Annotated in this window: 12 protein-coding genes; 7 read left to right on the plus strand and 5 right to left on the minus strand. The window is 62.2% G+C overall.

Annotation, left to right across the window (positions count from 1 at the left end):
- Position 1 precedes the first annotated feature (1 nt).
- Entirely contained in the window at positions 2 to 1438 is a 1437-nt protein-coding gene (locus AC3CB8_RS11590) for a glutamine synthetase family protein (RefSeq protein WP_023772826.1), read from the minus strand.
- Positions 1439 to 1586: 148 nt separating this feature from the next.
- Here AC3CB8_RS11590 and AC3CB8_RS11595 point away from each other — a divergent pair, with 148 nt between their 5' ends.
- Positions 1587 to 2303 carry an HAD family hydrolase gene (locus tag AC3CB8_RS11595; protein ID WP_023783704.1) on the plus strand — a complete coding sequence of 239 codons (717 nt, stop codon included), beginning with the start codon at positions 1587 to 1589 and terminating at the stop codon, positions 2301 to 2303.
- Between the two features lie 70 nt (positions 2304 to 2373).
- On the opposite strand, the gene AC3CB8_RS11600 is transcribed toward AC3CB8_RS11595, so the two are convergent.
- The 3 genes from AC3CB8_RS11600 to aceA all read right to left on the minus strand — a co-directional run bounded on the left by AC3CB8_RS11600 (position 2374) and on the right by aceA (position 4646).
- The gene (locus tag AC3CB8_RS11600; RefSeq protein ID WP_435053060.1) at positions 2374 to 2787 is read right to left on the minus strand and encodes a response regulator; all 414 of its coding nucleotides are present in this window, start codon (positions 2785 to 2787) and stop codon (positions 2374 to 2376) included.
- Between the two features lie 269 nt (positions 2788 to 3056).
- Positions 3057 to 3299 carry an SMc00767 family acetate metabolism repressor gene (locus AC3CB8_RS11605; protein ID WP_127384318.1) on the minus strand — a complete coding sequence of 81 codons (243 nt, stop codon included), beginning with the start codon at positions 3297 to 3299 and terminating at the stop codon, positions 3057 to 3059.
- 57 nt (positions 3300 to 3356) lie between these two features.
- Positions 3357 to 4646 carry an isocitrate lyase gene (aceA, locus tag AC3CB8_RS11610; protein WP_352565899.1) on the minus strand — a complete coding sequence of 430 codons (1290 nt, stop codon included), beginning with the start codon at positions 4644 to 4646 and terminating at the stop codon, positions 3357 to 3359.
- 225 nt (positions 4647 to 4871) lie between these two features.
- Here aceA and AC3CB8_RS11615 point away from each other — a divergent pair, with 225 nt between their 5' ends.
- From AC3CB8_RS11615 to AC3CB8_RS11640, 6 genes are all read left to right on the plus strand, one after another.
- On the plus strand, positions 4872 to 6320 hold the full coding sequence (locus AC3CB8_RS11615) for a helix-turn-helix domain-containing protein (protein WP_352565897.1): 1449 nt from the start codon (positions 4872 to 4874) through the stop codon (positions 6318 to 6320).
- Between the two features lie 136 nt (positions 6321 to 6456).
- Positions 6457 to 7428 (plus strand): DMT family transporter, encoded by a 972-nt coding sequence (locus AC3CB8_RS11620; protein ID WP_023772831.1) that lies wholly within the window; start codon positions 6457 to 6459, stop codon positions 7426 to 7428.
- Between the two features lie 328 nt (positions 7429 to 7756).
- Entirely contained in the window at positions 7757 to 8854 is a 1098-nt protein-coding gene (locus AC3CB8_RS11625) for a polyamine ABC transporter substrate-binding protein (protein WP_023772832.1), read from the plus strand.
- Positions 8855 to 8929: 75 nt separating this feature from the next.
- Positions 8930 to 10072, plus strand: a complete 1143-nt coding sequence (locus tag AC3CB8_RS11630) for an ABC transporter ATP-binding protein (protein WP_352565895.1) — start codon at positions 8930 to 8932, stop codon at positions 10070 to 10072.
- 9 nt (positions 10073 to 10081) lie between these two features.
- Entirely contained in the window at positions 10082 to 11050 is a 969-nt protein-coding gene (locus AC3CB8_RS11635) for an ABC transporter permease subunit (RefSeq protein WP_031241149.1), read from the plus strand.
- The gene (locus AC3CB8_RS11640; RefSeq protein WP_352565892.1) at positions 11047 to 11865 is read left to right on the plus strand and encodes an ABC transporter permease; all 819 of its coding nucleotides are present in this window, start codon (positions 11047 to 11049) and stop codon (positions 11863 to 11865) included. The genes AC3CB8_RS11635 and AC3CB8_RS11640 overlap by 4 nt, the downstream gene beginning before the upstream one ends.
- 25 nt (positions 11866 to 11890) lie before the next feature.
- On the opposite strand, the gene AC3CB8_RS11645 is transcribed toward AC3CB8_RS11640, so the two are convergent.
- Positions 11891 to 13744 carry an AsmA family protein gene (locus AC3CB8_RS11645; RefSeq protein WP_023772836.1) on the minus strand — a complete coding sequence of 618 codons (1854 nt, stop codon included), beginning with the start codon at positions 13742 to 13744 and terminating at the stop codon, positions 11891 to 11893.
- Between the last annotated feature and the right edge of the window lie 185 nt (positions 13745 to 13929).

The following is a 13929-nucleotide window of genomic DNA, read 5'->3' on the forward strand; positions in this document are numbered from 1 at the left end:
GTCAGACGTTGAGCAGCAGATATTCCCGCTCCCACGGACTGATCACTTCCATGAACGTTTCGAATTCCGCCCGCTTGATCGCCGCATAGGTGGCGGCGAAGGACTTGCCCAGCAATGCGCAGAGTTCCTCGTCGCCCTCGAACAGGTCGACGGCTTCGAGCAGGCTGCGCGGCAGGTCGATCTCGTGTGCGTTGGCAGTGGTCAGCACGGGAGGCTCGGCCTTGATCTTCCCGGTGATGCCGATCAGCCCGCAGGCAAGCGAAGCCGCCAGCGCCAGATAGGGATTGGCATCGGAGGACGGGATGCGGTTTTCAACGCGCCGCGCCGCAGGGTCGGAACGCGGCACGCGGAACGCCGTGGTGCGGTTATCGTAGCCCCATTTGTTGTTGACCGGGGCTGAGGCCGCCTGCGTCAGCCGCCGGTAGGAATTGACGTAGGGCGCGAACATAACCAGCGCATTCGGCACGTGCTTCTGCATGCCGCCGATGAAATGGAAGAAGTCCTCGGTCTCCGAACCATCCTCGGCCGAAAAGATGTTCCTGCCCGTCTTCTTGTCGACGATCGACTGATGGATATGCATGGCGGAGCCCGGCTGGCCCTGAATCGGCTTGGCCATGAAGGTCGCGTAGATCTCATGCTTGAGCGCGGCTTCACGAATGGTGCGCTTGAACATGAATACCTGGTCGGCGAGCTCGATCGGGTCGCCGTGGCGCAGATTGATCTCGAGCTGGCCGGCGCCCTCTTCGTGGATGAGCGTGTCGATCTCCAGGCCCTGGCTTTCGGAGAAATGGTAGATGTCGTCGATCAGTTCGTCGAACTCGTTGACGCCGGCGATCGAATAGCCGGCGCCGCCGCCGATCGCGCGCCCCGAGCGGCCGACAGGCGGGGTCAGGGGATAGTCCGGGTCTGGATTCTTGCGCACGAGGTAGAACTCGATTTCGGGTGCCACGACCGGCTTCAGCCCAAGCTTGTCATAGGCCGCCAGCACGCGCTTCAGCACATTGCGCGGCGTGAACTCGACCGAGCGGCCGTCCTGGTGGACGAGGTCGCAGATGACGGCGGCCGTCGGGTCTTCTTCCCAGGGCACCACGGTCAATGTCGACAGGTCCGGCATCAGCTTGAGGTCGCCGTCGTCTTCCGGATAGTGAAAGCCGTTGCCGTCCTCCGGATAGCCGCCGGAAATCGTCGTCATGAAGACGGCCGAAGGCAGCGCCAGTGAGGTGTTGGAAGTGAATTTCTTCGAAGGCATCATCTTGCCGCGCGCCACGCCAGCCTGATCAGGCGTGATGCATTCGATATCCTCGATGCCGCGCCATTCCAGCCAATCGCTGACCTCCTTCCAGTTCTTCACACCTCGCAGGTTTTTCACGAAGGCAGGTGTGCGCGTTCGTCCTCCGCGGCTCGACGGACGGACTTCCTTTTTTGCAGGCGGCATCATTCACCAGTTTGGGTTGCGGATTTTCAAGTATAGCCGTGCCGTGCGATGGAAGGGAAGGGGAGCCGCCGCTGGCATTTGCCGTCTCGGGTTGAAAACCGATTGCCGGTCGGCATAGGTTTGGCGTCTTTCCGCACTCGAGAAGCCGGCGATGAGACCCAGCAGCGAACTGACCACGATCGGCTTCGATGCCGACGACACGCTTTGGCAGAACGAACGGTTCTTCCGAATGACGGAAAGGCGCTTTGCCGCCATGCTGGCCGATCATGGCGAGGGCGAGCAGATCTCGGCTCGACTGTTGGAAGCCGAGAGGCGCAATCTCGCGATCTACGGCTTCGGCATCAAGGGATTTACGCTCTCGATGATCGAGACGGCGATAGAAGTTACCGACGGGCGCGTGCCGGCTTCCGTCATATCGGAGATTCTCGACGCCGGCCGCGAGATGCTGGGCCATCCGATCGAGCCCTTGCCGCATGCACGCGAGACGGTCGAGAAGCTCGCCGGCACTTTCCGCCTCGTGCTGATCACCAAGGGCGATCTGTTCGATCAGGAGCGCAAGCTAGCCGGCTCCGGGCTGGGCGAGTTGTTCGATGCGGTCGAGATCGTCAGCGACAAGACCGCCGCGACCTATGCGCGCCTGTTCAACCGCCATGGCGATGGCCCGGCAAGGGGCATGATGGTCGGCAATTCGCTAAAGTCGGATGTGGTGCCCGCCATCGAGGCTGGCGGCTGGGGTGTCCATGTGCCACACGAATTGACTTGGGTGCTCGAACATGTCGAGGCGCCGGTTGCCGAGCCGCGTTTCCGCCAGATATCGGATCTCAGCCAATTGCCCGCGCTGGTCGAAAGCATCAAAAACAGAGTTTGATCGTTGACCTCCGGCTGATTTTTCGCGCAGTCCTGGATGGAAAAACGGTTCTCGCCTTTTTGGAATCGTTTTAGCGGCCGGTCAGGCGATCGATGACCGGTTGCAACCGTTCGGGGGTGATCGGCTTGGCCACCACCACGTCGACGACATGCGCCAGGCCCAGGCTCTCCGGCGTGTCATTCTTGGTTGAAAGCAGGATCACGGGAGGAAGTGCCTTGCCCGTGGCTCGCCGCAACGTGTCGATGCTGGACATCAGCGTGTCGCAGTCTTTGTTGTCGGGGCCACCATCGAGGACAACCGCCCCGGGGATAAGCGAACGCAAGGTCTTCACCGCCATTTCAGGCGATTCCGAGAGTGGCTTGAGCCCGGAACGCTCAACGATTTTAGACACCACGACGCGATTGATCGGCGACTTCCCGACAACAAGCACCCGCGAGGAATCTCGGATCGTCTCAATGTTTGCCCCCCGAGTCGCCAGATTCAGATGTGTTGTACTCTTCCCCTTGTCACTCACTGGGCACCCAAGTCGGCCAAGAATCTCGCCCCTATTTCAATGCAGAGTTGAATCTGGGGACAATTGGCGTGAGATCGCGCCCTATGTCAAGTTGAAATAAAGGACTTCTGAAAGCATCTCCTACACAGTGGATTCAAGCAACAGCACTGTACTACCCTGTACATAGCTTGGTTACATAAAAATAAAATTCACCTGCGCATACGCGGCGCGGGCAAATGGCCGGTTGTAGCGCTTCCGGGTCAGCCATGGCTTTGTTGCGTAACGATCACCGGGATCAGCAGGTCGCCCCAATTGCCGTCGCCGCCATGGTGCCTCGCGGAGCGCACGAGCTCCACCGAGACGCCCGCCTCGACCGCCTTCATCACCGACTGGTTGAGCCTGTGCAGGTCGTTGGCCAGCATGCGGATTGTCGCCTGCTGGTCGACGTTCATCGTGGTCGATTGCTCTTCGGCCCGTTCCTTGACGCGACTTATCGATGCCATTGGTCTTCTCCTATGTCTGAGGCCCTGTTGGGCGTTTCTTCGGTATTCCCCTGGTCGCTATTCCGCGGCCGGTTTGAACTGCGCGTGCTCGGTTGATTCATGCATGGCCGTGGTCGACGACCGGCCGCCGGTAATCGCCATCGAGACGGCGTCGAAATAGCCGGTGCCGACCTCACGTTGGTGCTTGGTCGCGGTATAGCCATTGGCTTCCGCCGCGAATTCCGCTTCCTGCAGCTCGGAATAAGCCGCCATCTGCCGCGCCTTGTAGCCGCGGGCGAGTTCGAACATGCCGTAGTTGAGCTGGTGGAAGCCGGCCAGCGTGATGAATTGGAACTTGTAGCCCATGGCGCCCAGTTCCCTCTGGAACTTGGCGATCGTCGCGTCGTCGAGATTCTTCTTCCAGTTGAACGACGGCGAGCAATTGTAGGCGAGCAGCTTGCCCGGATGGTGCCTGCGCACCCCCTCGGCGAATTTCTTGGCCTGCGCCAGGTCGGGCTTCGAGGTCTCGCACCAGATCAGGTCGGCGTGCGGCGCATAGGCAATGGCCCGCGCGATGCAAGGCTCGATGCCGTTCCGGACCTGGTAGAAGCCTTCCACCGTGCGGCCGGCATCATAGTCGACGAAGGGCTGGTCGCGCTCATCGATATCGGAGGTCAGCAGCTTTGCAGCTTCCGCGTCCGTGCGTGCCACCACCAAGGTTGGCGTGGCCATCACGTCGGCCGCGAGCCTCGCCGCGTTGAGGTTGCGGATATGCGCCGCGGTCGGGATCAGGACCTTGCCGCCGAGATGGCCGCACTTCTTCTCAGACGCCAACTGGTCCTCATAGTGGACGCCAGCGGCACCGGCTTCGATGAACGCCTTCATGATCTCGAAGGCGTTGAGCGGACCGCCGAAGCCGGCTTCCGCGTCGGCAACGATCGGCGCGAACCAGGTCTCGACAGAAAGCCCCTTGCCTTCGGAGGTTTCGATCTGATCGGCGCGCTGCAGCGTGCGGTTGATGCGCTTGACCAGTTCGGGCGCCGCATTGGCGGGATAGAGCGACTGGTCCGGATACATCGCCGAGGCGGTGTTTGCGTCGGCGGCAACCTGCCAGCCCGACAGGTAGATCGCCTTCAGTCCGGCGCGCACCTGCTGCATCGCCTGGTTGCCGGACATGGCGCCGAGCGCGTTGACGAAGTCCTCCTCGTGGATGAGCTTCCACAGCCGGTTGGCACCCATTTCGGCAAGGCTCTGGCGAATCTGCACCGAACCGCGCAGCCGCTTCACGTCCTCCGGCGAATAGGGACGCTCAATCCCGTCGAAGCGACCGTCAGGCGCCGAGGGGACAAGGTTGTAAAAATCAGTCATTAGTCACTCCGAAGGTTTCTGCACAGCCAATTCTCGGGGCCGCTTCTATGTGACTGAATTTACATATTGCGGCAGCATGAGCCAGAACAATTAGGAAAACTGGACGCATATAAGAGAAAACCTGTGTTGTGTTTGACAGAAGGGCACTGTAAAGTTGTCAATCCTGTCAAGCGAAGAGGGGTGGGATGCAGCGAACGGTTTGTAAATTGCTGTCAAGGATTGGCGATGGCTGACCAGAAGATTTTCGCTGGGCCGCGCATCCGCCGCATCCGCGGCGCCAAGGGCCTGACCCAGACGGCGATGGCCGAGGGGCTCGGCATCTCGCCGTCCTACCTCAACCTGATCGAGCGCAACCAGCGACCGCTGACGGTGCAACTGATCCTGAAGCTCGCCTCGGTCTACAAGGTCGATCCGCATGAGCTTCAGGGCGAGGCAAGGGGATCGGTCGCTGCCCTCAAGGAGGTGTTTACCGATCCGCTGCTGGTCGGCGAACTGCCGGGAGATCAGGAACTGATCGAGTTTGCCGAGGCGGCGCCCAATGCCTCCGCCGCGGTGATAAAACTGTTCCGAGCCTATCGCGAGCAAGCCGAGCGGCTATCCGATCTCAACCAGCTTCTGGCCCGCGAGGGTCGGGCGACCGCCCTCTCCGGCGCCCGCCTGCCGATCGACGAGGTGCACGAGATTTTCGAGCGGCGCCCGAACCATTTCGCCTCGCTCGAGGAAGAGGCCGAGGCGTTCACGTCGGTGCTCGATCCCGGCGACGACTTGTTTGGCGCCTTGAAGGCATGGCTGAAGCGCGAATACGGCATCGTGGTGAAGGTTCTGCCGGTCGCCACCATGCCGAACTGGCGCCGCCGCTACGACCGCCACTCGCAGCGCCTGTTCCTATCCGAGCGTCTGTCGCCGTTCGACCAGTTGCGTGAAGTCGCAATGGAGGCCTGCCTGATCCGTATGACGGTTGCGGTCGCCGGCGAGATCGAGGCGCTGAGGCTGACCACGGACGAGGCGCGCCGCCTTGCCCGCTTCGAACTCGGCCGCTACGCCGCCCATGCGCTGATGATGCCCTATCAGCCCTTTCACGCGGCGGCCGTTCGCTCACGCTACGACATCGATGTCCTGCGCTCGCGCTTCGGCGTCTCCTTCGAGCAGGCGGCAAACCGGCTGACCATGCTGCAGCGGCCAGGTGCTTCCGGCGTGCCCTTCTTCATGCTGGAGATCGACAATGCGGGAAACCGCTTCCGCAAGGCCGGCAGCCAGGGCTTTCCGCAAAGCCGCTTTGGCGGTGGCTGTCCCAAGCTTCCCGTGCATGTCACCTTCACCCAGCCGGGCCAGATATTCGTCGAGGCGGTGGAAATGCCCGACGGCGCCGAATTCCTGTGCATCGCCCGCACGCTGGAGGGGCCGAAAGGCGCATTCTCCGAACGACCGCGCCGCACGGCACTGCTGCTCGGCTGCGACATCGGCTTACGCGACGACATCGTCTATGGCACGGTGCTGCCTGGCTCGGCGGCCGGCGCGAAGATGGGGGCGGGCACCGTCGTGGCGACGCCTGTCGGCCCCGCCTGCCGGCTTTGCGAGCGCGTTGGCTGCCTGGCGCGCGCCGAGCCGCCGGTGACGCGACCGCTCGGCCTCGACGAGATGGTGACCGGCTTGAGTGCCTTCGACTTCCAGTAACGCCGCAGCAAAGGTGCCACAATCGTCGCCGGTCTCTGGATCACCCACGCCTTAAGTCTTTGCGTTACGCGAACACACCAGTTTTTTGTCGTCTCTTGCGCATCGTCCCGTCAACAAAAGCTCGACAGTCGCGCCCATGACAGCCACAGCATCATCGCCGGGCCTTGTTGCGTCGACCGGCCTCGCTACCTCGACAGTCTCGCCGCGCGAGGAACGCGTCGGCATGCTCCTGGTCTTCCTGTCGGCGCTGATGTGGAGTTTCGGCGGCACCATCGCCCGCTTCATCAGCGTCGGTGACAGCTGGACGGTCATTTTCTGGCGCTCTGCCTGGGCTGCCGCCTTCCTGCTCTGCTACATGGTCTGGCGTGACGGCTGGCGCGGCATGGTGAAGTCATTCCGGGAAATGGGCCTGCCGGGCATCGCGGTGGGGTTCTGCTTCGCCATTGCGTCGACCTCGTTCGTGGTGGCGCTTGCTTATACGACCGTCGCCAATATCCTTTTGATGCAAGCCGGCGTGCCGCTTCTGGCGGCTCTGTTTGCCTGGGCGCTGTTCCGCGAAAAGGTAACCGTCGCGACCTGGATAGCGATCGCCGCCGTCATCGCCGGCGTCGCCATCATGGTGTCTGAATCTCTTGACGGCGCCGTCTCGCCCATAGGCGATGGACTGGCGCTGCTGATCGCGTTCATGTTCTCGATCGCCACCGTCATTACCCGGCGCTTCTCCAGCGTGCGCATGACGCCGGCGACCTGTCTCGGCACGATCCTGGCGGCGGGCTTCGCCGCCTCGCAGGCTTCGACCTTCGCGGTATCGGCCGGCGACATGGGCTTCCTCTTCGTCTTCGGCGTGGTCAATCTCGGCCTTGGCCTTGCTTTCTTCGCGACAGGCGCGCGCTTGATCCCGGCGGCGATCGCGGCGTTGCTCGGCACGTTCGAGCCGATCCTGGGGCCGATATGGGTCTGGCTCATCCATTCCGAGGTGCCGTCCGGGCGCACCATCGTCGGCGGCGCGGTGGTGGTTACGGCGCTGCTTGTCCATATCGGGCTCGAATTCAAGCGCCAGGCGCGGCCGCAGCGGGCTGGGGTCACCGGAGTGCCTTCGCCTAATTGATGCGGGCGCCGAAGCTTTGCCCATTGACAATGTCGCTGCCGCCCGGGCAGGCTGGGACCACGGCAACAACAAGACAGGCGTATCTTGCCAAGTCTCCCCGGCGGCCCGATCGCGACCGGACCACATTCTAGTATCCCTGACCGCACGGTGGCGAAAGCTTCTGACGGCATCGCAATTCCTTCCCGCCCCGACCGAGTGGGTGGCCTTCGGTGGTATGCCGAATGGCGGCCGTCGACCTCTGGAAAGCTCAACAGTCTAAACCAAATGCCCGGCCGCGCGAGCATGTCGCGACGCGCCGGCAATGGAACACTCACCAAAGGAGAATAGCATGATCCGCAAAGCACTCTGGCTTTCGGCAACCTCGGTATTTCTGGCGCTTTTGACGCCCGCCGGTCACGCCGCGGACCGCGTCGTCAACGTCTTCAACTGGTCGGATTACATCGACAGTTCGATCATCGATGATTTCACCAAGAAAACCGGCATCAAGGTCGTTTACGATACGTTCGATTCCAACGAGATCCTCGAAACCAAGCTGCTCGCCGGCGGCAGCGGCTACGACGTCGTGGTGCCGAGCGGCAATTTCCTGGCCCGCCAGATCCAGGCCGGTGTGTTCCAGAAGCTCGACAAGTCGAAGCTGCCGAACCTCTCCAACATGTGGGACACGGTTACCGAGCGCACCGCCAAATACGATCCCGGCAACGAATACTCGGTCAATTACATGTGGGGCACGGTCGGCATCGGCTACAATACCAAGAAAGTGCAGGCAGCGCTCGGCACCGACAAGATCGACAGCTGGGATACGTTCTTCAACCCCGATAGCCTGGCCAAATTGAAGGATTGCGGCGTCTATGTGCTGGATTCTCCATCCGACATCCTGCCGGCGGCGTTGAAGTACCTCGGTCTCGACCCCAACAGCACCTCGCCCGACGACATTGCCAAGGCCGAGGAAGCTCTTCTCAAGGTCCGTCCCTATATCCGGAAGTTCCACTCGTCCGAATACATCAACGCACTTGCCAATGGCGACATCTGCCTGGCGGTCGGCTGGTCGGGTGACGTGTTCCAGGCTCGCAACCGCGCGGTCGAGGCCAAGCAAGGCGTGGAAATCGGCTATTCCGTGCCGAAGGAAGGCGCCCAGATGTGGTTCGATCAGATGGCAATCCCCGCCGACGCGCCACACGTCGCCGAGGCGCTTGAATTCATCAACTACATGATGACGCCGGAAGTGATCGCCAAGTCGTCGAACTATGTCCTTTATGCCAACGGCAACAAGGCATCGCAGCAATTCGTGGACAAGGCGCTGCTCGACGACCCCTCGGTCTATCCGGACGCCGCGACCTTGCAGAAGCTCTATACCACCCAGCCTTACGATCCCAAGACCCAGCGCATCGTCACGCGCAGCTGGACCAAGATCGTCACCGGCCAGTAGGCAATCCGACGCGGCCCCGGCAGCCAACTGCCGGGGTTGATTCTTTTGGGGAATAAAAAAGCACGGAGTGGGGATATGAAATCGCTTGGCAGCATCCGCAGGGACTTCGCGCCATGGAACGACCCGAACGCCAAGCCATATATCCAGTTCGACAATGTCACCAAGAAGTTCGGTGACTTTACCGCCGTAAACAATCTGTCGCTGACCATTTTCGAGCGTGAATTCTTCGCTCTGCTTGGCGCATCGGGTTGCGGAAAGTCGACGCTGCTCAGGATGCTTGCCGGCTTCGAGGAGCCGACGGCCGGACGCATCCTGCTCGACGGCCAGGATCTGCGCGGCATTCCGCCCTATCGCCGGCCGGTCAACATGATGTTCCAGTCCTATGCCCTGTTCCCGCATATGACGGTCGAGAAGAACATCGCCTTCGGCCTCAAGCAGGAAGGCATGCCGAAGCCCGATATCGAAAAGCGCGTCGCCGACATGCTGAAGCTGGTCAAGCTCGAGCAGTTCGCCAAGCGCAAGCCGCATCAGCTCTCCGGCGGTCAGCGCCAGCGCGTCGCGCTTGCCCGCTCGGTCGCCAAGCGACCGAAGGTGCTGCTGCTCGACGAGCCGCTCGGCGCGCTCGACAAGAAATTGCGCGAGGAAACTCAGTTCGAACTGATGGATCTGCAGCAGGAGCTTGGTCTCACCTTCGTCGTCGTCACCCATGATCAGGAAGAGGCGATGACGATGGCCGACCGCATCGCCATCATGGACAAGGGCGAGGTCATGCAGGTGGCGACGCCGCCGGAAGTCTATGAGGCACCGACGTCGCGCTTCGTCGCCCATTTCGTCGGCAACGTGAACATGTTCGAGGGCAAGGTTGCCGAACAGGCAGCCAACACGACGCGCATTACAGGTCCAAGCGGCGCTCAGATCGTCGTCGAGAACGGGGGCGCGGCTGCAAAGGCCGATGCGGATATCGTCTTCGCCGTCAGGCCGGAGAAGATCAGGGTCTCGTCTAAGAAGCCGGCCGATGCCGTCAACGCGCTGGAGGGTGAGGTTTACGACATTGCCTATCTCGGCGACATGACTGTCTATCACGTCAGACTGGACGACGGGCAGATCGTGCGGGCAAGCGCCTTGAACGCGGCCCGTGTGACCGAGGATCCACTGACCTGGAACGACCGCGCCTGGGTGTCTTTCCGGCCCGACGCCGGCGTCGTGCTGGCACGGTAGGGGACGGCCATGTCCAACATCGCCGTTACCGATGCCGCCGCGCCACCCACTGCCGCCAATCCGTTCCTGACGCGGCTCGGTGCCGGCTTCGTCAGCCGGCTCGTCATCATCGTTCCCTATCTCTGGCTGCTGTTCTTCTTTCTTGTTCCCTTCGTCATCGTCTTCAAGATCTCGCTGTCGCAGACCGCTATCGCCATGCCCCCCTATACGCCGGTGCTCGATTTCAGGGACGGCGTTTCCGGTTTCTTCGCCGGCTTTCGCGACCTCAACTTCGACAATTATGTCTGGCTGACGCAGGACGCGCTCTATTTCAAGGCCTATCTCACCAGCGTCGTCATCGCAGGCATCTCGACGGTGCTGACCCTGCTGGTTGGCTATCCCATCGCCTATGGCATGGCCCGCGCTCCGGCGACAATCCGCCCGACATTGCTGATGCTGGTCATCCTGCCGTTCTGGACGTCGTTCCTGATCCGCGTCTATGCCTGGATCGGCATCCTCAAGCCCGAGGGACTGCTCAACCAGTTGCTCTTGTCGCTGCACATCATCAACCAGCCGCTGGTGATCCTCAACACCTACACGGCCATCTTCATCGGCATCGTCTATTCCTACCTGCCGTTCATGGTGCTGCCGCTTTATTCGTCGCTGGAAAAAATGGACTATTCGCTGATCGAGGCAGCCAAGGACCTCGGCTGCCCACCGACGTCAGCCTTCTGGAAGATCACTTTTCCGCTCTCGCTGCCCGGCGTCATAGCCGGCTGCCTGCTGGTGTTCATCCCTGCCGTCGGCGAGTTCGTCATCCCCGATTTGCTCGGCGGCTCGCAGACGCTGATGATCGGCAAGACACTGTGGAACGAGTTTTTCGCCAATCGTGACTGGCCGGTGTCGTCGGCCGTCGCCGTCATCCTGCTGCTGCTGCTGATCGTACCGATCGTGTTGTTCCAGCATGCCCAGGCCCGCGCGCAGGAGCAGGACAAATGAATACCACCTGGAGCCGCTTCAACATCACCTCGATCACGCTCGGTTTTGCCTTTCTCTATTTGCCGATAGTGCTGCTCGTCGTCTTCTCCTTCAACGAGTCCAAGCTCGTCACCGTCTGGGGCGGCTTTTCCACCAAATGGTACGTATCGCTGTTCCACAATCAGGGCCTGATGGACGCCGCATGGGTGACCATCCGCGTCGGTCTGATTTCAGCGACCGTGGCCACCGTTCTCGGCACAATGGGGGCCTTGGCGCTGACCCGCTACACACGCTTCCGGGGCAGGGTCCTGTTCTCCGGCATGATCTTCGCACCATTGGTCATGCCTGACGTCATTACCGGCCTCTCGCTGCTCCTGCTGTTTGTCGCCATCGGCATGGATCGCGGCATGACGACCGTGATCCTCGCGCATATCACCTTCACGATGTGCTTTGTCGCTGTTGTCGTGCAGTCGCGGCTTGTCAGCTTCGATCGCTCGCTGGAAGAAGCCGCCATGGATCTTGGCGCGCCGCCCTTGAAGACCTTTTTCCAGATCACCCTGCCAGTCATTCTGCCGGCGATCGTGTCCGGCTGGATGCTGGCCTTCACGCTGTCGCTGGACGACCTTGTCATCGCCAGCTTTGCTTCGGGCCCCGGCGCCACCACGCTGCCGATGAAGATCTACAGCCAGGTCCGCCTCGGTGTGACGCCGGAGATCAATGCCGCCTGCACCCTCCTGATCGCGATCGTCACGATTGGCGTCATCATCGCTTCGGTCGCCAATAAGCGGCGCGAGGTGCAGCGGCAGCTTGACGAGCGGGCCGCGCAGCGCGGTTAGAGCGTTTCAACTGAGCGGCCAGGCCTTATTCGCCCGAAACGCCGCGGCTGATGGGTGAAATGAACGGCGTGCTCCACGTGCCGCCGACGAAAAACGACGACTGGTTGGGTCCCTGCTGGCCGCTCTTCTGCGTTGCTGGCTGATCCGGCTGGATAACACCGCCCGACAGCGCCAGTCCGCGTCCGGCGTAGGATGCGATGCCGGAAAGCCAGATCTTGTATTTCGCCGAATTGGCCTCGGCCTTGTCCAGTCTGGCCACGCCTCGCGAAATGGTTGCCTTCACTTCGGCGCCATCGATGGGCAGCGTCCCGTCCGAGACATCGTCGAGCGCGAAGAAGCCGCCTTGTTCGGTATGCTTGAGAAAGGCCGGCAGGTTGAATTTGCTGAGCGCGCCAGGGCCAAAGGTCGCCGAGACCGAGCCGTCGGCGTTCTCAAAAACCGAATCCCAAGTCCTTCCTGGTCCCTTGAGGATGACCGAAACGGTGCCCGTGCCGACCGGCACCAGCCGGGTCATCCCGGCCGCGGTGCCGAACGCGCCGCCATCGACATCGGAAGCCAGCAGCCGGATCTCGACCTGGGTGCCCTCTGGCTTGCGGTCGAAGCGAAGGCTGGTCTGGATGTTGCCGCCGAAGGCGGAGGCGTCGGAGATGTCGAAGACGGAAAGGCCGTCCTTGACCTGCGCGGTGGCCGCGACATCGGCAAGCTGGATGCTCCCTGCCGTGGCATGCGCTGCCGACAGCCTGAGATCGAGGTTGACCCGGTCGGCGAAACTTGTGTCGATCTGACCTGGCTCGCCGCTGTTCGCCGGTCCCAGCGACGTGAAGGCGGATAGAAACGACCTGAGGTCGAGCGTGTCGAAGGCCAGCGTGCCCGAGATCACCGGCTGTGCCTCGCCAAGCGACACGTCCAGCGCACCCATGCCCGGATTGTTGTCTAGCGCCAGCGCCGTGTTCTCGAACTTGACGCGTCCGGCCGATGCCGTGACCTTGCTCGAGATGCTGACCGAGCCGATCGCGGCGCTCGGCGCGATGCCGGCCTGCGACCATTCCAGTACGCGGCGCAGCGAAGGAGCCGCGAATTTTACCTGGCCGTCGAAATAGGCGTTTTCGGACATGCTGGCCGTGCCGTCGAAGGAGAAGGTGGCCGGCGCCGCCTTGAAGGACAGGGTCAGCGGCGCCATGCCCCCGGCAAACAGGACCAGCGGCCTCGGCGAGGCGGCGTCCACGGTCACGCTTTCGCCACGCCAGATCCCGGTCGCGGACAGTGTCGCATTGCTGTTCATCGCCGCCCAGGTGGCCTGGCCGCTAAGACTGCTCAGGATCTCTTCATCCTTGCCGTTGACGGACGCCACCATGCGACCGTCCCTGAACTCCACGGTGCCGAAAGTGTCGGCCGGCAGCTTGTCGAGGTCGGGCTTGGCGGGGTCGGCGTTGACCAGGCCGCGAGCCGCGTCGATGGAGCGCGCGATGCGCCCGCCGGTCGGCGCCGTGGGCAGGAACAGACCGTCCGCCGTGCGCTGGACCCGGATCGTCGGCCGCACCAGCCGTGCCGTCGAAAACACCACGTCACCCTGCAATGCCGCCATGGCCGAGAGGTCGACCTCGACCCGTTCGGCTTCGACGACCGGCGGCGCATCGCCTTCGGTCCACTTCGACAGCGTCACATCGGTCAGGATCGCGCGGAATTTTGGCCAGACCTCGATGCGTGGCGATCCCTCGATGGCAACCCGAAAGCCGCTCCAGGCGCTCAATTCCCACGCGATGCGGTCACGCACGATCCGCGTCGAAGCGATCAGCGGCAGCGCCGCGATCACCAGAGCGATGACGATCGCGGCAGCGCCGATCGCCCATACTCCGCGGCGGATCAAGGATGATGGCATATAGCCCCGTATGCTTCCATTCCGACAAAACGAGCGTCCGACGGGTGTAACCCCCTGCCGTCACTACGACTTAGGGCCGACGCATTTCAAGTCATTATGGCCCGGCGATGGCATTTGCGCACACCTGACCGCATCGGCCCAACAAAATCTTGCTCTGCTGCGCCGCGATATGCATAAGCGATGGC

The sequence above is a fragment of the Mesorhizobium sp. P160927 genome, assembly GCF_057766385.1.

Coding starts and splice junctions, on each gene's coding strand:
- AC3CB8_RS11590 (WP_023772826.1), bottom strand. CDS start 1,438: ATGATGCCGCCTGCAAAAAAGGAAGTCCGTCCGTCGAGCCGCGGAGGA.
- AC3CB8_RS11595 (WP_023783704.1), top strand. CDS start 1,587: ATGAGACCCAGCAGCGAACTGACCACGATCGGCTTCGATGCCGACGAC.
- AC3CB8_RS11605 (WP_127384318.1), bottom strand. CDS start 3,299: ATGGCATCGATAAGTCGCGTCAAGGAACGGGCCGAAGAGCAATCGACC.
- aceA (WP_352565899.1), bottom strand. CDS start 4,646: ATGACTGATTTTTACAACCTTGTCCCCTCGGCGCCTGACGGTCGCTTC.
- AC3CB8_RS11615 (WP_352565897.1), top strand. CDS start 4,872: ATGGCTGACCAGAAGATTTTCGCTGGGCCGCGCATCCGCCGCATCCGC.
- AC3CB8_RS11620 (WP_023772831.1), top strand. CDS start 6,457: ATGACAGCCACAGCATCATCGCCGGGCCTTGTTGCGTCGACCGGCCTC.
- AC3CB8_RS11625 (WP_023772832.1), top strand. CDS start 7,757: ATGATCCGCAAAGCACTCTGGCTTTCGGCAACCTCGGTATTTCTGGCG.
- AC3CB8_RS11630 (WP_352565895.1), top strand. CDS start 8,930: ATGAAATCGCTTGGCAGCATCCGCAGGGACTTCGCGCCATGGAACGAC.
- AC3CB8_RS11635 (WP_031241149.1), top strand. CDS start 10,082: ATGTCCAACATCGCCGTTACCGATGCCGCCGCGCCACCCACTGCCGCC.
- AC3CB8_RS11640 (WP_352565892.1), top strand. CDS start 11,047: ATGAATACCACCTGGAGCCGCTTCAACATCACCTCGATCACGCTCGGT.
- AC3CB8_RS11645 (WP_023772836.1), bottom strand. CDS start 13,744: ATGCCATCATCCTTGATCCGCCGCGGAGTATGGGCGATCGGCGCTGCC.